At 48.2% G+C, this 18,202-nt stretch carries 10 protein-coding genes and 2 rRNA genes; 6 read left to right on the top strand and 6 right to left on the bottom strand.

Features of this window, described 5'->3' with window-relative positions; genetic code table 11:
* Positions 1–381: 381 nt before the first annotated feature.
* From MJO57_RS21810 to MJO57_RS21800, 3 genes are all read right to left on the bottom strand, one after another.
* The gene (locus tag MJO57_RS21810) at positions 382–582 is read right to left on the bottom strand and encodes a hypothetical protein (protein ID WP_252018702.1); all 201 of its coding nucleotides are present in this window, start codon (positions 580–582) and stop codon (positions 382–384) included.
* A gap of 138 nt (positions 583–720) precedes the next feature.
* The gene (locus MJO57_RS21805) at positions 721–2,271 is read right to left on the bottom strand and encodes an AbgT family transporter (RefSeq protein ID WP_252018700.1); all 1,551 of its coding nucleotides are present in this window, start codon (positions 2,269–2,271) and stop codon (positions 721–723) included.
* A 10-nt stretch (positions 2,272–2,281) separates the two neighbouring features.
* Complete coding sequence (locus MJO57_RS21800; RefSeq protein WP_252018699.1) at positions 2,282–2,446, bottom strand: hypothetical protein; 165 nt, start codon at positions 2,444–2,446, stop codon at positions 2,282–2,284.
* Between MJO57_RS21800 and MJO57_RS21795 the strand changes: the two genes are divergently transcribed.
* A complete protein-coding gene (locus MJO57_RS21795; RefSeq protein ID WP_252017330.1) occupies positions 2,445–3,959 on the top strand; it encodes an IS66 family transposase in 1,515 nt (504 codons plus the stop codon). The two genes, MJO57_RS21800 and MJO57_RS21795, sit on opposite strands and share 2 nt — an antisense overlap.
* Positions 3,960–4,276: 317 nt before the next feature.
* Here MJO57_RS21795 and MJO57_RS21790 read toward each other — a convergent pair.
* A protein-coding gene (locus MJO57_RS21790; RefSeq protein ID WP_252017319.1) for an IS3 family transposase occupies positions 4,277–5,847 on the bottom strand; the annotation gives its coding sequence in 2 pieces (ribosomal slippage) (positions 4,277–5,373 and positions 5,373–5,847; 1,572 coding nt in all).
* 208 nt (positions 5,848–6,055) lie between these two features.
* Here MJO57_RS21790 and MJO57_RS21785 point away from each other — a divergent pair.
* Positions 6,056–6,349 carry a hypothetical protein gene (locus MJO57_RS21785; protein ID WP_252018697.1) on the top strand — a complete coding sequence of 98 codons (294 nt, stop codon included), beginning with the start codon at positions 6,056–6,058 and terminating at the stop codon, positions 6,347–6,349.
* Between the two features lie 174 nt (positions 6,350–6,523).
* Here the strand turns inward: MJO57_RS21785 and MJO57_RS21780 are convergent, their stop codons facing one another.
* Positions 6,524–8,038 carry an IS66 family transposase gene (locus MJO57_RS21780; protein WP_252017330.1) on the bottom strand — a complete coding sequence of 505 codons (1,515 nt, stop codon included), beginning with the start codon at positions 8,036–8,038 and terminating at the stop codon, positions 6,524–6,526.
* Here MJO57_RS21780 and MJO57_RS21775 point away from each other — a divergent pair.
* On the top strand, positions 8,037–9,374 hold the full coding sequence (locus MJO57_RS21775; RefSeq protein ID WP_252018695.1) for an IS4 family transposase: 1,338 nt from the start codon (positions 8,037–8,039) through the stop codon (positions 9,372–9,374). The two genes, MJO57_RS21780 and MJO57_RS21775, sit on opposite strands and share 2 nt — an antisense overlap.
* 530 nt (positions 9,375–9,904) lie before the next feature.
* Here MJO57_RS21775 and MJO57_RS21770 read toward each other — a convergent pair.
* Positions 9,905–11,266, bottom strand: coding sequence for an ISNCY family transposase (locus tag MJO57_RS21770; RefSeq protein WP_252017318.1), 1,362 nt, complete (start codon positions 11,264–11,266; stop codon positions 9,905–9,907).
* 259 nt (positions 11,267–11,525) lie between these two features.
* Here MJO57_RS21770 and MJO57_RS21765 point away from each other — a divergent pair, with 259 nt between their 5' ends.
* From MJO57_RS21765 to MJO57_RS21755, 3 genes are all read left to right on the top strand, one after another.
* The gene (locus tag MJO57_RS21765) at positions 11,526–11,888 is read left to right on the top strand and encodes a hypothetical protein (RefSeq protein ID WP_252018693.1); all 363 of its coding nucleotides are present in this window, start codon (positions 11,526–11,528) and stop codon (positions 11,886–11,888) included.
* Positions 11,889–12,446: 558 nt separating this feature from the next.
* A 16S ribosomal RNA gene (locus MJO57_RS21760) occupies positions 12,447–14,008 on the top strand.
* A gap of 346 nt (positions 14,009–14,354) precedes the next feature.
* A 23S ribosomal RNA gene (locus tag MJO57_RS21755) occupies positions 14,355–18,116 on the top strand.
* Together the 16S and 23S rRNA genes form the textbook arrangement of a ribosomal RNA operon.
* Positions 18,117–18,202: the final 86 nt, after the last annotated feature.

Genomic DNA, 18,202 nt, shown 5'->3' with positions numbered 1-18,202 from the left:
GAAGTGTTAGCCATAGATGCTTACCTCATTCCATGCAGTGATTTTCGGGGGAGCCGATGAGGGAGAAAGTTAAGCTATCTCAATGAGATGGTAGTGATAGGACCCATAAAGTTTGGTTAGAGAATGAGGACTTTTCAAATACGAATGAACATAAATTTATTATGGCTCTTATTGGATTACAGACTGTTCCCAGATTGAACCTGGCTGAAGCACTTATCATTAAAGGCTCTCAGAGCTTTGCTCGGCAATTTGCCCTCAAGCCTTACATTGCGTGGTCCACATCCAATTTTCACTGCAGAGCAGTTCGGAAATCAAATAGAGCCTTTATTATTTACCTGAAGGCACCTGATTATGCTGGCGGCAGAGGAGAGTGGATTGGGCTTACATAAAATAAAGCATGGCCATAAAGACAAAGCCAGGCAGGAAAAATCCAACCAGTGCCCCGGACTCTCTGTCGCCCCAACGCTTCTCGGTCACCTTGCCCGCGCAGTGAATAATAATGATCCATGAAAACACACAGATAGCGGCAATAATCCAGCTGGTGGGGGTCATTCCATCAATGATTTTCATCAGGTTGAACACGAAGGGTAGTCCTCTACAGCACTTAATTAACTGGCTATAGAAGCATAGACTCTTTTTTAACAAATACGTTCCGTGGGAGAGAGCGATAACTCAGGGTACAAAAAAGGGGCCGAAGCCCCTTAACAAGTGAGTAGGAAATTACATGGCCGGATAGGTGTAAGAAGCCTGGATACCCAGAGGTAAGCCCAGTGCCCAGTAAGCCAGCAGGAAGATGGTCCAGCCGATCAGCATGGCGATGGAGTATGGCATCATCATGGAAGCCAGAGAGCCGATACCAGAATTCTTCACATAACGCTGGCAATAAACGACCACCAGAGGGAAGTAAACCATCAACGGAGAAATGATGTTGGAAACAGAATCACCAACACGATAAGCCGCCTGCGACAGTTCCGGAGAGATACCCACCGCCATCAGCATCGGGACCAGGATTGGACCAATCAGTGCCCATTTGGCAGAAGAAGAGCCAATGACCAGGTTAACAGTGGCGGTCAGCAGGATCATACCAATGACCGTAATTTCACCAGGCAGGTTCATGGCCTGCAGAACTTCCGCACCGCTCAGGGCCAATACAGTACCCAGATTGGACTGTGAAAATGCGTACAGGAACTGGGCACAGAAGAAAGCCATAACCAGGTAAGAGCCCATGGTGGACATGGTGCTGTTCATGGCAACCACGGTGTCTTTAGACGTCTTGAAAGTGCCAGAGACTTTACCATATACGATGCCCGGAATAATAAACAGGATGAAAATCAGAGGCACGATAGACTGCATCAACGGTGCTGAGAATGCAGTGATTTCACCGTTCGCAGAGCGCAATGGAGAAGTTTCAGGAATAACACAGGCAACCAGCAGCGCAATACCGGCCAGCATGGCCAGACCGGCCGCATTGAATGCTTTACTTTCTTCTGGCGTAAAGGAGCTCAGGTCAGGTGCTTTCTCCGCATCTTCATCCAGAGTGGTGCTTGCCTGCAGACGTGGCTCAACAATTTTGTCCGTTACATACCAGCCAATGGCGATGATGACAATACTGGACGCGCCAGTGAAGAACAGGTTGGCCAGTGGATTCATCTGGAAAGATGGGTCCAGAATCTGTGCAGCAGACTGGGTAAAGCCCTGCAGCAGAGGGTCGATACCGGACGGGATAAAGTTGGCCGAGAAACCACCGGATACACCGGCAAATGCTGCAGCGATACCTGCTATCGGATGACGGCCTGCCGCGTGGAAGATAATACCACCCAGGGGAATAACCAGAACATAACCAGCATCAGCTGCTGTATGGCTGATAATAGCAACCAGGATCAGCATTGGGGTTAACAGTTTTAACGGGGTTACACCCAACATTTTCTTTAGGCCGGTAGTGATGAACCCGGATTTTTCAGCAACACCGATGCCCAGCATGGCGACCAGTACGATACCCATGGGTGCAAAGCCGGCAAAATTCTTAACCATACTGGCAAGAAAGTCAGCAAGAGCGGAGCCTGTCAGCAGGTTTTTTACCACTACAGCTTGACCGGTTGCCGGATGCGTCATGTCCAGGCTCAACTGAGACATTAAGGCAGACAAAACCCAGACAATGACCAGGCCATAAAGAAACAGCAGTGTCGGATCCGGCAGTTTGTTACCTGCCTTTTCAACCGCGTTCAGGAAGCGATTCATCAACTTGGAATCGCCAGATTTCACCTCCGGCATTGGAGGGGCTTCAGTTACACTCATGGATGACTCTTTTTTGTACTGCTATTTGAAATGATGTTTGTGTAAAGACTTTAAAAAATCGTAACTGTTCAGCACCCCCACATAAATCTGGAATTTTCTGATTTTTATACCATCCTCTTAAGCACCATTTTTCCACAATATTCGCCAGCATGATTCCAGAACTACCCGCAACTATGTCGGCTGAGATTCTCTTGAAAGAGAATGCAGAGCTGCGGATGAGAGTTGCCTGTCTGGAAGAGCGATGTCGAGAATTGGAAGAAAAGGTTGGCAAGAACAGTCAAAACAGCAGCAAGCCGCCATCGTCTGATGGTTATCAAAAACCTTGTAAAAACAGTAATTCTCCAGATCATTCTGACGACCTTTCCGCAGATAAAGGTACCGATCCATCGGATGAAAAACCCAATCCTAAAAGTCTGAGACAGTCTTCTGGTAATAAAGCCGGTGGAAAGAAAGGGCATCAGGGCACTTGTCTTAAACAGGTCGATATCCCTGACTATATTGAGTACCTTCCGGTTAAAGAATGCAATAAATGTCAGGCGTCTCTTCTTGATAGTGAGCCGGTCAAATATATTGAACGACAGGTGTTTGAACCAGGGAGACCGGGTGAATTTGAAGTAACGGCCCATAGAGCTGAAGTAAAAATCTGCACTTGTGGTTGTCGGAATCAGGCTGAATTCCCGGAAGGTGTTACCGCTGCCGCACAATATGGCTCAGCCACACAGGCTATGGCCGTCTATCTTAACCAATACCATTTCCTGCCTTTTAAGCGCGTGTCAGAGTATTTTAATACTCTCTATAAAATGAGTGTAAGTGCAGGCACTGTCGCCAATTTTGTGGCCAGAACCTATGAAAATCTGGCTTCTACTGAAGAGGTTATTCGTGACGCCTTGCGGGAATCGTCTGTTGCCGGAGCCGATGAAACGGGTATGCGGGCCGAGGGCTCTTTGCACTGGCTACACGTTATGCGGGATGAACAATGGACGCTCTACTACTTGTCTGAAAAGCGAGGTCGTGAGGCCATGGACACGATGGGCATACTGCTAACATTTGCAGGCGTTCTGGTTCATGATCATTGGAAATCCTATTTTGCATATGCGGCAACTCACGTACTTTGCAATGCCCATCACCTGAGGGAGCTTTTGGGTGTTGTTGATAGGGACAGCAATCAACTGGCGTTGCGATTGATGAAGCTACTGAGGCTTTCCTGGCATTACTGCAAGGGCTTTAAGACCATAGGTATGCTACAGATGCCAAGTGTTGTCTGTGAACGAATCGAGAAGATTTATGACCGGTTGCTTCAGCGGGCTCTAATGAAAGAAGTCGTCTATATGGAGAAGCAACGAGAGGAGCTTAAGCGCAAGAAAGTCAAGAATACTAAAGCTTACAATCTCTTCAAACGACTCACTGAGTTCAAGGCTGAGACACTGCGCTTCATGTCAGATTTTACCATTCCCTTCGATAACAATGGCAGTGAGCGGGATGTTCGAATGGCCAAGTTAAAGCAGAAAATCTCAGGCTGCTTCAGGAGTGCAGACGGTGGTTCTATGTTTGCACGGATTCGCAGCTATTTGTCGTCTGCCAGAAAACAGGGAATGGACATATATCAATCACTTCATAGAGCTGTTCGGAATTACTGTAATATGCCTTTGCTCAGTGCTGAATAGTTACAAAAAATCAAAGCTGAGATGCGAATGATCCAGATCAATTAAATATATTAAAGGAAAGTGGAAGGGTAATATTCAGAGATATTTTCTGGTGTTTTGGGTGGATTGCGAGAAATATTACTGGCCTATATCATATTGCGCCTTCGTTGTTCGAAGTTGAAACTTATCCATTTGTAAAGACTGCCGTTTAACACTCCGTCCGCATAACCAGATGCCTGCTGTCTGATTATTTTCTCTGAAATTTGGTTCACGGGTAAGTACAGGCAAACTCATTAGCTGCAGCGATCGGTGTTTGTCAACATAGTTGTCGCCTCAACTTAAGCGGCTTTGCTTAGTTGATCATCAGCAGGTCTGTCGGGATTCAACCAGACTTCATCAGCCAGATCCCAGTTCCTTGTTGACCTCTTTCCCCAGCGCTCTGGGTGACGTTCTTTGGCTTGTTCATAAACCTTTCTGCGGTTAGCCATAAGCACCTTGGTTTCACCACGATGCCTTTGCCCGGGTGTCAGAAATTTCAGCCCACTGTGCTTGTGCTCTTCGTTGTACCATTGGGCAAAACCATGCACCCAGCTACGTGCTGCTTCAAGATCAGCAAATGGCGTGCGCGGATAACCAGGGCGGTATTTCAGGGTTCTGAATATGGCCTCGGAAAAGGGGTTATCATCACTGACCCGGGGACGACTGAATGAGCTCACGACCCCAAGACGCTGCAGTGTTGACAGCATAGTGCCACCCTTCATGGGACTACCATTATCTGAGTGCAGAACCAGTGGCCACTCCAAGGCTGCAATTCCCTGTTTGATACAGGCTTTAGTGATCATTTCTGATGCATGCTCAGCTGATTCGGTTTCATGAATTTCCCATGTAACAATCATACGACTAAAGATGTCTATCACCAGGTACAGGTAATAAAACTGCCCCCGTATCGGAGAGCGCAGATAGGTAATATCCCAGGACCAGACCTGGTTGGGTCCGGTAGCACACCAGGACGTTGGCTTATACCTGTTTGGCTTGGCAGCACTGCCCCGATGATGCTGTTGCCCTGTTTCCTCCAACACCCGGTAAAATGTCCTTTCAGACCCCATATAGAGACCTTCATCTAACAATGTGGGCACAATCTGGCTGGGCGGAAGGCTTTTGAACCGCTCGCTGTTACAGACGTCAACAATCGCCTGTCGCTCAGCTTCAGAAAACTTGTTAACCGGTTCTGGCCTGTCAGCATTTTTGCGATTATCTGCGCGCACGTCATCACCCTGCATCCAGCGTTGTACAGTTCTTTCTGTAAGACCAAGGGCTTTGCAGGCTTTTGACTGACGAGCCCCATCTTTAACTGCCTGTTTAATCAGGCTAACAGCATTTTGTCGATCCGGGAGAGAGACTAATCGTCCTCTGGCGCCCCCCAGATCTCTTGGGCCTTTTTTGTGAGTACCAGCAAGGCAGCAGTTTCTGCTAACGCCTTGTCCTTGCGATTGAGTTCACGCTCAAGCTTTTTGATGGTTTTCTTATCTTTTTTGTGTTCGTCAGACAGCGCCTTACGCTGTTTTGACTGACTTTCAGGCTGGACAGAAACACTGTTAATAAAGGCAGCCTTCCACTGCTGAATTTGTTCAGCAAACAGACCTTTTTTACGACAGTATTCAGCCATTTCTGCTTCATTTAACGCAGCCGTTTCAATGATTACGGCTAACTTGTTTTCAGTTGTCCATTGATCTGGATTCTTTCCGTCGCCCGGCACAGGCACTCCTTTAGATACTGCTTTCTTTCGCCAAGTGTACAGGGTCACATCAGAGATACCAGTCTCACGTACCAACTGCGAAACTGGCACATTATTGGGTGGCATCATCTTCTGAATGATGGACTCTTTGAACTCTTCTGAATAGCGGGCCATTGATTACTCATAGACCGCCCCCTGTTGAGATTTCTAATTTCAGGAGAGGCGACAACTATGCTGACACAGGGGGCGATGTAAAAATCGAAGGGTGAAAGCTCAACGGGTATTTGCTTGTCCTTTGTTATTATGGCTTTCTTATCAATCTCTTTGGGTGTAAAGAGGGTGAGCAATTTTACGATCACAGAAATCAGGTCCAGTATGTTGTATGGGTATTGACATTCGTCATTTGAAGGATGGCTGTAAAATAGAAGACAGTAATAGCTTTCGCTCGGCACGCATCGACAGCGAAGGATATTGGTGCACGTTCAGGGATGGAGCATCGTTCTATCGCCGTTGTATGGATGGCTCAATAGTGTTGGGCGCAGAGGCAAAGCTACTGCCTGATAATGAGATGGAAAAAGTGCTTGAGGAGTATCAGGGGTGGATCAGAGATATTGATGCTGGAGATAAAGTCATCAGGGCCAGCCAGCAGTTAACCAATAACGATTACTTAGGGTAGACATTAAGCTCAAAAAAGGTTCGTTTCCGGCGGCAGAACCCACCTTGAACAGCCACAATAAAGCTTCGAAACCATTATCAATGGCTGAACAAGATGAGTACTGCAAATAGTAGATTAGTTGAAAAAAACTGTTGACCTGTTTCGACCGGTCAGAACTCCTAAGTATGGCGGTAACTATTCAGCACTGAGCAAAGGCATATTACAGTAATTCCGAACAGCTCTATGAAGTGATTGATATATGTCCATTCCCTGTTTTCTGGCAGACGACAAATAGCTGCGAATCCGTGCAAACATAGAACCACCGTCTGCACTCCTGAAGCAGCCTGAGATTTTCTGCTTTAACTTGGCCATTCGAACATCCCGCTCACTGCCATTGTTATCGAAGGGAATGGTAAAATCTGACATGAAGCGCAGTGTCTCAGCCTTGAACTCAGTGAGTCGTTTGAAGAGATTGTAAGCTTTAGTATTCTTGACTTTCTTGCGCTTAAGCTCCTCTCGTTGCTTCTCCATATAGACGACTTCTTTCATTAGAGCCCGCTGAAGCAACCGGTCATAAATCTTCTCGATTCGTTCACAGACAACACTTGGCATCTGTAGCATACCTATGGTCTTAAAGCCCTTGCAGTAATGCCAGGAAAGCCTCAGTAGCTTCATCAATCGCAACGCCAGTTGATTGCTGTCCCTATCAACAACACCCAAAAGCTCCCTCAGGTGATGGGCATTGCAAAGTACGTGAGTTGCCGCATATGCAAAATAGGATTTCCAATGATCATGAACCAGAACGCCTGCAAATGTTAGCAGTATGCCCATCGTGTCCATGGCCTCACGACCTCGCTTTTCAGACAAGTAGTAGAGCGTCCATTGTTCATCCCGCATAACGTGTAGCCAGTGCAAAGAGCCCTCGGCCCGCATACCCGTTTCATCGGCTCCGGCAACAGACGATTCCCGCAAGGCGTCACGAATAACCTCTTCAGTAGAAGCCAGATTTTCATAGGTTCTGGCCACAAAATTGGCGACAGTGCCTGCACTTACACTCATTTTATAGAGAGTATTAAAATACTCTGACACGCGCTTAAAAGGCAGGAAATGGTATTGGTTAAGATAGACGGCCATAGCCTGTGTGGCTGAGCCATATTGTGCGGCAGCGGTAACACCTTCCGGGAATTCAGCCTGATTCCGACAACCACAAGTGCAGATTTTTACTTCAGCTCTATGGGCCGTTACTTCAAATTCACCCGGTCTCCCTGGTTCAAACACCTGTCGTTCAATATATTTGACCGGCTCACTATCAAGAAGAGACGCCTGACATTTATTGCATTCTTTAACCGGAAGGTACTCAATATAGTCAGGGATATCGACCTGTTTAAGACAAGTGCCCTGATGCCCTTTCTTTCCACCGGCTTTATTACCAGAAGACTGTCTCAGACTTTTAGGATTGGGTTTTTCATCCGATGGATCGGTACCTTTATCTGCGGAAAGGTCGTCAGAATGATCTGGAGAATTACTGTTTTTACAAGGTTTTTGATAACCATCAGACGATGGCGGCTTGCTGCTGTTTTGACTGTTCTTGCCAACCTTTTCTTCCAATTCTCGACATCGCTCTTCCAGACAGGCAACTCTCATCCGCAGCTCTGCATTCTCTTTCAAGAGAATCTCAGCCGACATAGTTGCGGGTAGTTCTGGAATCATGCTGGCGAATATTGTGGAAAAATGGTGCTTAAGAGGATGGTATAAAAATCAGAAAATTCCAGATTTATGTGGGGGTGCTGAACAGTTACGTATGGCGGAACAGCTTGGTTTTACTATACGACAGCGAGATATCCGTCCTTTGGATTTTATCCTCTCACTGATCGATGCCCTCGCTGGTGATGGAAACTGCGATACCCAGGCGGATCTACACCGTAAATTTAACGAGTTGACGGGGCTGAATGTCTCTTATCGTTCTTGGGCAAATCAAGCTAAAAAGGACGCGCTGCCTACTCTTATCCTGTGGCTATGGGTGCAGTGTCTGGAAATATTTTCCCGCAAAGTCATGGCGTTTGATGAAGACAGTCCATTTTCAGAGTTTGAGCACATTCTGATTCAGGACGGTTCGTCACAAGCTGTCTATGATGCCCTGAAAGAAGCATTTCCCGGCAGGTTCTCAACGGTCAGTCCTGCTGCCGTCGAGCTTCATACGACAATGGATCTTCTCACCAACAACCTGGTGCGGGTGCAGCTGACTGAAGATACCCGTTCAGAAAGAGACTGTCTGCCACCACTGCCAACATCCATGGCCTATATCCTGATGCTAATGGATGCCGGTTATTTTGAGCTGGAACTCTTTGCCGCTATTGATGACAGGGAGGGTTCTTTTATCTGCAAGGCACCTCAGAGTATCAACCCGACGATACTCAGCGCGGTACGGGAGGATGGCAAGAATCCCAATCGCTACAAAGGACAAAAACTGAAGGATGTACTGTCTGGCTTCCCCAAAGACCAGTGCCTCGACCTGGATGTAGAATGGCCGGGATTCAAAGCCTGGCCATTCCGCTTGGTTGTCCGCTGGAATGACAAAAAACAGAAGTGGGTTTTCGTTGTGACCAACCTGAACCGGGTGGAGTTCACCTTGAGTGATGTGCTCCAGGCCTATCGTCTACGGTGGCAGATAGAGCTGATTTTCAAAGAGATCAAATCCTATTCAGGGTGGCATCGTTTTAACACCAAATCAGCGACACTGGTGTTTAGCCTGATTCTGATGTCCTTTGTGGTTGTGACGTTGAAAAGGTACCTTGCCCATGCTGCACAGGCGAACCTCTGTGAAAGTGGGAGCATTGAGGAAATCTCGACGCACAAGGTGATGAAAAGTGGGACTCACCTGTTTGGTAATGTGATTTCATCGTTGATAAATGCAGGAAAGTCATTGGTCTCATGCATTAAAAAGCTACTGGACTTCTGGGGAAATAATGCGAAACGAGAACACCCTGCACGGGATGGTTGTTCAGGGCGTACAAGATTAGGCTTCTGTGCAGTGGGTGGAGCTTAATGTCTACCTTAAGATAACGATTATAAAAGCATTGCTGACCTCTATCGTGGAGTCTATCCCGAAGAAGTCACCATTCTCCCGCCAGATCGTTATGGTGATATTGTTATTATGCCGGCAATAGGTTGTCCCAACAGGCAGTGTACGTTCTGCGCCTTCTATAAAGATAAGCCTTATAAGGTCCTAAATGAACAGATGTTTACTCGGCATCTTTCTGATGTGAAAAAGCTGTATGGCTCAAAGGTACATTCCTCTCCTGGTGTATTTCTTGGGTCGGCGAATGCCATGGCCCTGTCCCAGAGGCGGCTGATGAGTTGTTTGGTGTTAATTAGTTCTCGTCCAAAAACGCATCAGGCAATCATAATTAGATTGTACGTGCGTTTTGATATTTCCTGAAATTCCAGAGAGCCGCAAAAACTCTTCCCTTTTTTTCTCTAATCTGGGACGGATATTGGAGAAAAACGCGAAAAGCAGGCAGAAAACATCCTCCCACCATGCTGGAAAGGTACTTTCATGTAGCGTGGAGGTGGCTATCAGGATGGTGCCGGGTGTCTGGCCAGAATCACCAGGTTGTAACAGACCACCGATAACCAGCAATGAGAATCAAAACGCTCAGAACCCTTGCAGTGGCAACGTGATAGCCCAAAACATCTCTTTAGCCACGAAATTCCCGCTTCAATACCTGCCCGGAAGCGAAAGAGCGTTTTATACACATACTGACTTTTAGTCATCTCTTCGACTTCAAGTCCGCGCTTCTTATTAAAAGCTACATCGCTGATTCCCATGGCCTTGGCTTTTTCCAAATTAGCGCGACACGCGTATCCGCCGTCACCGCTTGTCTGGCGAGGTACACGACCATAAATTTCTTTTTGTCTTTCCATCATCGGAATGAATTGGTCCGAATCCGCTGGGTTACCTTCCTCAATAACCAGGTCCAGGATCAATCGACTTTTTCCCTGAACCAGGTTCAGTTTATGGCCATACTGTACTTGCCGCCTGTCTTTTACGATGATATCCGTATGGGGTTCATACAGGCTAACCACTTTTTCCTGGGCTGGCACCTTTTCACCCTTAAAGACCCTGCGCTCTGTCTGGGAGACTATTGCATCCACCAGGGGTAACAGGTGATCCACATCGGCCTGCCACTTGTCGGCATCATCAGCCAGGAGACACTGCCCCTGCTGACGGGCGTTTGCTAGCGTGACAGTAGCTTCGATAAGTACCTTCCGGGATTTTCGGGTCAACTGCAGCAGTTTTTTATAATGCTGATGCCGCTCTTCTTTGCCAGCGTAGATGCATTTTCTGGCCGCATCTTTTACGGCTCGGTTGTGATGGGTATATTCATAAAGCGGTGTCGCTGTCAGTGTTTGTCCCCGTTCCAGCAGCCGACAAATTTCTTTAACGGAACTGGCTAAAAGATCACTGTCGCAAGGAGGTTTGATATCCGATTCGGTGACTGTGCTGTCAATAGCCACAGTGCGCCCTTTTTCAATACCCTGATCTTTAGCGGTCATTAGCTGACAGTTATTAATCCGTTCCCATGTAGATGCAGTAAGAAGGCTGATGAGCCCATGCAAACTGGAGCGACTGGGGCGCTGGTTTGGTTCGAGGCGACAAAAGTCTCGAAAGAGCATGGAGTCCATCAAAACAAACGACAAGTAGTCATAATCACAATTCAAATACTGTTTCAGGAGTGCCGCACGAAGAACGGATTCTGCTGATAGTCCGTTCCGCCCAGTGTTCTGTTTATCACCAGAACTTAAGTCCTCATAAATCCAGTCATTGAACTGTGGATGGGCGTCAAGCCATTGCGAGATACCGGAAAGCTGGGAGCAGATTTCATGAGGTACGTAATGGAGTTCCATACTACACTGCGGGTTGCGTTTTTTGCGCATTTGGAGTCCTCTGTTTTTGGCAATCCCTTATGTTTCTTGCTCTTGGGAAGTTTAGTCGCCAGATAGCAGTAGGGCTCCACTTAATTTTTCAGGATAAAATCTACAGTTTTCAATTGGTTGTGTTTTTGGACGAGAACTAATTAAGGAAAAGCTTGGCACTTTCAAAAGAGAGGTTGGTGCATTCGCTGATCCTGATTTCAGTGCAAAACGTACCGAAGTACAGTGGTGTGAGCTGCGTGAGAGTGGTCTATGCCAATTGGTGATAGGTCTGGAAACAGGTTGGGGGGCGTTAAGAGCTAAGCTGGGGAAGTCAGGCGACTTTAATAAATGTATAAACATGATTAACTGTGCAAAGCACGCTGGAATCAATATTGGTTTGACGCTGCTAACCGGTGCGGCACCAAGGGAGTTAAGGAAAGAAAATCTGAAACAAACGTTGATTACCCTTGAAAGCCTGGAGCTTTCCAGTAGGGATCTTATATACCTGTCACCGCTCAGCAAAAATGACTTTGTAGACGATGCTGCTTTAGAAGAACAAAGCGAAATGAAAGCAGTGATGATCACGATGACTGATGCGAAAGTGGTGCCGTATCAAATGCAGCGATTTCACTATTTCATGTGAATCGAAGATGGTCGCCTTTGAATTTATATTGGGTGTTGGCATCATTAGCGAGCTGTGTAGAGTTCGCTGATCTTCCATGGATGCTCTCTAAAAGCAAGTCAGGATGGCTGATGAGTATTCATCGCTGACCGGGAGGTGTGGTTTGAAAACAGGTTGTTTGCATTGAATGAAAAACAACCGGTTGACAAATCAAACTGGCGCGGTAAGATGCGCCTCCGCTGACAGGGCTTGAGAGCAGCGTTAGCGGGTTGGAAAGCTTCTTTCTTCTACGGAAAAACGAATGCTTGACAACGAAAACCGCCACGGTAAGATAGGCGGCCTTGCTGATCGGCATTGACTGCTGAATCGGCGATTAAATCACCACGATTTAATCAGTTCTTTAACAAGATATCAGACAATTCGTGTGGGCGCTTGTGCGATGGCATCGGTAACAAAGCTTCGGCTTTGAACACTTTAAGATGCTTAATTGATCAAGCGAACATACCTGTAAATTCATGTACGTTTAATTGTGACATTGAGCCGTTGTTTTGTTCTTCGGAATAAAACGACAAACGATTTAAACTGAAGAGTTTGATCATGGCTCAGATTGAACGCTGGCGGCAGGCCTAACACATGCAAGTCGAGCGGTAGCGGGAAGAGCTTGCTCTTTGCCGACGAGCGGCGGACGGGTGCGTAACACGTAGGAATCTGCCTGGTAGTGGGGGATAGCCCGGAGAAATCCGGATTAATACCGCATACGCACTAGCTCTTCAAGAGCGGTGGAAAGGAGGGGATCTTCGGACCTTTCGCTATCAGATGAGCCTGCGTCGGATTAGCTGGTTGGTGGGGTAAAGGCCTACCAAGGCGACGATCCGTAGCTGGTCTGAGAGGATGATCAGCCACACTGGGACTGAGACACGGCCCAGACTCCTACGGGAGGCAGCAGTGGGGAATATTGCACAATGGGCGAAAGCCTGATGCAGCCATGCCGCGTGTGTGAAGAAGGCCCTAGGGTTGTAAAGCACTTTCAGTGGGGAGGAAAGGCTGAAGGTTAATACCCTTCAGCTGTGACGTTACCCACAGAAGAAGCACCGGCTAACTCCGTGCCAGCAGCCGCGGTAATACGGAGGGTGCGAGCGTTAATCGGAATTACTGGGCGTAAAGCGTGCGTAGGCGGCTACCTAAGTTGGATGTGAAAGCCCCGGGCTCAACCTGGGAACTGCATCCAAAACTGGGTGGCTAGAGTACGGGAGAGGAGTGTGGAATTTCCTGTGTAGCGGTGAAATGCGTAGATATAGGAAGGAACACCAGTGGCGAAGGCGACACTCTGGCCTGATACTGACGCTGAGGTACGAAAGCGTGGGGAGCAAACAGGATTAGATACCCTGGTAGTCCACGCCGTAAACGATGTCTACTAGTTGTCGGTTGTCTTGTACGACTGGTAACGCAGCTAACGCGATAAGTAGACCGCCTGGGGAGTACGGCCGCAAGGTTAAAACTCAAATGAATTGACGGGGGCCCGCACAAGCGGTGGAGCATGTGGTTTAATTCGAAGCAACGCGAAGAACCTTACCTGGCCTTGACATCCTGCGAACTTTCTAGAGATAGATTGGTGCCTTCGGGAACGCAGAGACAGGTGCTGCATGGCTGTCGTCAGCTCGTGTCGTGAGATGTTGGGTTAAGTCCCGCAACGAGCGCAACCCTTGTCCTCAGTTACCAGCACGTGATGGTGGGCACTCTGGGGAGACTGCCGGTGACAAACCGGAGGAAGGTGGGGACGACGTCAAGTCATCATGGCCCTTAAGGCCAGGGCTACACACGTGCTACAATGGTGCATACAGACGGTTGCCAAGCCGCGAGGTGGAGCTAATCTGAGAAAGTGCATCGTAGTCCGGATTGGAGTCTGCAACTCGACTCCATGAAGTCGGAATCGCTAGTAATCGTGAATCAGAATGTCACGGTGAATACGTTCCCGGGCCTTGTACACACCGCCCGTCACACCATGGGAGTGGGTTGCTCCAGAAGTAGTTAGTCTAACCCTTTTCGGGATAGGGAGGACGATTACCACGGAGTGATTCATGACTGGGGTGAAGTCGTAACAAGGTAGCCCTAGGGGAACCTGGGGCTGGATCACCTCCTTAATTGATACTAACCAACCGCCGTCCATAAGCGTTCACACGAATTGTTTGATAATAAAACTGCATTCGCAGTTTTATAAGTCATTGTTCTTTAAAAATGTGGAATCCAAATTAAGCTGAATTGATTTAAAAGACGTGCGTCTTTTAAAGAAAATTCTTGCTGAGACACTCTCAAGTTAATTACCGAAAGGTAATAGCTAATGTGTATGGCGTTCAGTTGTCAGTGGTCAGTTAACAGTGACCAGTTGATGACTGAAGATCGTTAAGGTAGTTATTTACCATTGCTTTTACGGGCCGCAGGTAGCGGGTGGCGGGAAGCGGACCTGAAACAGATTGCTTCGGGTTATATGGTCAAGTGACTAAGCGTGCACGGTGGATGCCTTGGCAGTCAGAGGCGATGAAGGACGTGGTAATCTGCGATAAGTCTTGGGGAGCTGATAAACAAGCTGTGATCCAGGAATTTCCGAATGGGGAAACCCAACGGCATAAGCCGTTATTCCTTAGCTGAATACATAGGCTTTGGAAGGCGAACCCGGGGAACTGAAACATCTAAGTACCCGGAGGAAAAGAAATCAATTGAGATTCCCCCAGTAGCGGCGAGCGAACGGGGACCAGCCCTTAAGCAATTTTTGGTTTAGTGGAAGACTCTGGAAAGTGTCGCCATAGTGGGTGATAGCCCCGTACACGAAAGGCCAATCATTGTGAAATCGAGTAGGACGGGACACGTGAAATCCTGTTTGAACATGGGGGGACCATCCTCCAAGGCTAAATACTCCTGACTGACCGATAGTGAACCAGTACCGTGAGGGAAAGGCGAAAAGAACCCCGTTGAGGGGAGTGAAATAGAACCTGAATCCGTGTACGTACAAGCAGTGGGAGTCGGTGGACAGTTGACAGTGGACAGTAGACAGTTAATGTGCAAAAGCACGGTTGACTGCAAGGCTGAAACACCGTCGCTGGATGATAGAACGTCGGAATGGAACAGGGAGCCAGAAACAGGCACTTCCTGAACCGTTCACCGTCTACTGTCAACTGTCCACTGATGACTGCGTACCTTTTGTATAATGGGTCAGCGACTTACTTTCAGTGGCAAGGTTAACCGCATAGGGGAGCCGTAGGGAAACCGAGTCTTAATAGGGCGTGTTCTTCGGAACAACAGTCGCTGGGAGTAGACCCGAAACCGGGCGATCTATCCATGGGCAGGTTGAAGGTTGAGTAACATCAACTGGAGGACCGAACCGACTATCGTTGAAAAGCTAGCGGATGACCTGTGGATAGGAGTGAAAGGCTAATCAAGCCCGGAGATAGCTGGTTCTCCTCGAAAGCTATTTAGGTAGCGCCTCGTGTCTCACCATCGGGGGTAGAGCACTGTTTGGGCTAGGGGGTCATCCCGACTTACCAACCCCATGCAAACTCCGAATACCGATGAGTGCAATCACGGGAGACACACGGCGGGTGCTAACGTCCGTCGTGGAAAGGGAAACAACCCAGACCGTCAGCTAAGGTCCCAAAGTAACAGTTAAGTGGGAAACGATGTGAGAAGGCCCAGACAGCCAGGAGGTTGGCTTAGAAGCAGCCACCCTTTAAAGAAAGCGTAATAGCTCACTGGTCGAGTCGGCTCGCGCGGAAGATTTAACGGGGCTCAAACTGTTCACCGAAGCTACGGGGTTCAGTGGGCAGTTGACAGTGGACAGTACACAGTTTGTTGAGTAAGTCATGCAAGGTTTTGAGCAATTGGAAGTTTTCAAAAAAGCGTATCGGACTTCACTTGAAGTTCATAAGCTAACATTTGACTTTCCAAAGCATGAACAAGTGCGTGGGCTTGCTGATCAAATGCGCAGAGCCAGTAAAGGCATATGCGCAAATGTTGCTGAAGGCTATGGCAAAATGAGTATTTCAAAAGCTGAATTTCGAAGGTTCTTATTAATGGCCATCGGATCAGCCGACGAAATGCGAGTATGGATCAGATACTCACTGGATCTCGGATACATCGAGAAAAATCAGTGGGAACACCTGAAAACTGAATACCAGACAATTGCCAAAATGCTAACGAATTTGCACAAAAGTCACCAATGACTCAAGGCAAAACCGTCCACCGTCTACTGTCAACTGTCTACTGAACCGGTAGAGGAGCGTTCTGTAAGCCGTTGAAGGTGCATCGGGAGGTGTGCTGGAGGTATCAGAAGTGCGAATGCTGACATGAGTAACGACAAGGGGAGTGAGAAGCTCCCCCGCCGGAAGACCAAGGGTTCCTGCGCAACGCTAATCGGCGCAGGGTGAGTCGGCCCCTAAGGTGAGGTCGAAAGACGTAATCGATGGGAAACAGGTCAATATTCCTGTACCCCTTCTGACTGCGACGGAGTGACGGAGAAGGCTAGGTCAGCGCAGCGTTGGTTGTCTGCGTTTAAGATAGTAGGCAAGGGATCCAGGCAAATCCGGATCGCTCTCTTAATTGAGAATGCCGAGAATTGATGACGAGGTTCTACGGAACTGAAGTGATTGATGCCATGCTTCCAGGAAAAACTTCTAAGCATCAGGTCAGAAGGGACCGTACCCCAAACCGACACAGGTGGTCAGGTAGAGAATACCAAGGCGCTTGAGAGAACTCGGGTGAAGGAACTAGGCAAAATGGCACCGTAACTTCGGGAGAAGGTGCGCCGGCTTTGGTGATCGGACTTGCTCCGTAAGCTGAGGCTGGTCGAAGATACCAGGTGGCTGCGACTGTTTATTAAAAACACAGCACTGTGCCAACACGAAAGTGGACGTATACGGTGTGACGCCTGCCCGGTGCCGGAAGGTTAATTGATGGGGTTACCTGACCACTTAATCGCTTTATGTATTATGTATATGTTTTAAAGGCTAAAGATAATGGCGACTATTATGTTGGCTATTCGTCTGATTTGCGCCGTCGTCTGGCGGAACATAAATCAGGACAGAGCCGATTCGGTATACAGCATAAAGATATAGAGTTGGTTTACTACGAGGCTTATCAGAGTGAAGCAATCGCAAGAAAGCGAGAAGCCAAGCTGAAAAGTCATAGGCGAGTGAAGCAACTGCTGATAGAGCGATTAAGTGGTCAGGGAAGCTCTTGATCGAAGCCCCGGTAAACGGCGGCCGTAACTATAACGGTCCTAAGGTAGCGAAATTCCTTGTCGGGTAAGTTCCGACCTGCACGAATGGCGTAACGATGGCCACGCTGTCTCCACCCGAGACTCAGTGAAATTGAAATCGCTGTTAAGATGCAGCGTATCCGCGGCTAGACGGAAAGACCCCGTGAACCTTTACTACAGCTTCACAGTGGATCTTGATGTTGCTTGTGTAGGATAGGTGGGAGGCTTTGAAGCGGTGACGCCAGTCATCGTGGAGCCAACCTTGAAATACCACCCTGGCAATATTGAGGTTCTAACCCAGGTCCTGAAACGGGATCGGGGACATTGTGTGGTGGGTAGTTTGACTGGGGCGGTCTCCTCCCAAAGAGTAACGGAGGAGCACGAAGGTTGGCTAAGTACGGTCGGACATCGTACGGTTAGTGTAATGGCACAAGCCAGCTTGACTGCGAGAGGTACATCTCGAGCAGGTACGAAAGTAGGTCATAGTGATCCGGTGGTTCTGCATGGAAGGGCCATCGCTCAACGGATAAAAGGTACTCCGGGGATAACAGGCTGATACCGCCCAAGAGTTCACATCGACGGCGGTGTTTGGCACCTCGATGTCGGCTCATCACATCCTGGGGCTGAAGCCGGTCCCAAGGGTATGGCTGTTCGCCATTTAAAGTGGTACGCGAGCTGGGTTTAGAACGTCGTGAGACAGTTCGGTCCCTATCTGCCGTGGACGTTGGAAGTTTGAGAAGAGCTGCTCCTAGTACGAGAGGACCGGAGTGGACGGACCACTGGTGTTCGGGTTGTGTCGCCAGACGCATTGCCCGGTAGCTATGTTCGGACGGGATAACCGCTGAAAGCATCTAAGCGGGAAGCCCCCTTCAAGATGAGACTTCCCTGGGCACTAGATGCCCCTGAAGAGCCGTTAAAGACTATGACGTTGATAGGTTGGGTGTGTAAGTGCTGTGAGGCATTGAGCTAACCAATACTAATGACTCGTGCGGCTTGACCATATAACGCCAAAGCGATTTGCGAATCAGTTGACAGTGGTCAGTGACCAGTTGTCAGTTGGAGCCATACGCATAGAGTGTGAAGCAAG

This window comes from Endozoicomonas sp. SCSIO W0465 (assembly GCF_023716865.1).
Classification (GTDB): Bacteria; Pseudomonadota; Gammaproteobacteria; order Pseudomonadales; family Endozoicomonadaceae; genus Endozoicomonas.
Note: the sequence above shows the minus strand (reverse complement) of the source record. Positions and strands in the feature narration are given on the sequence as shown.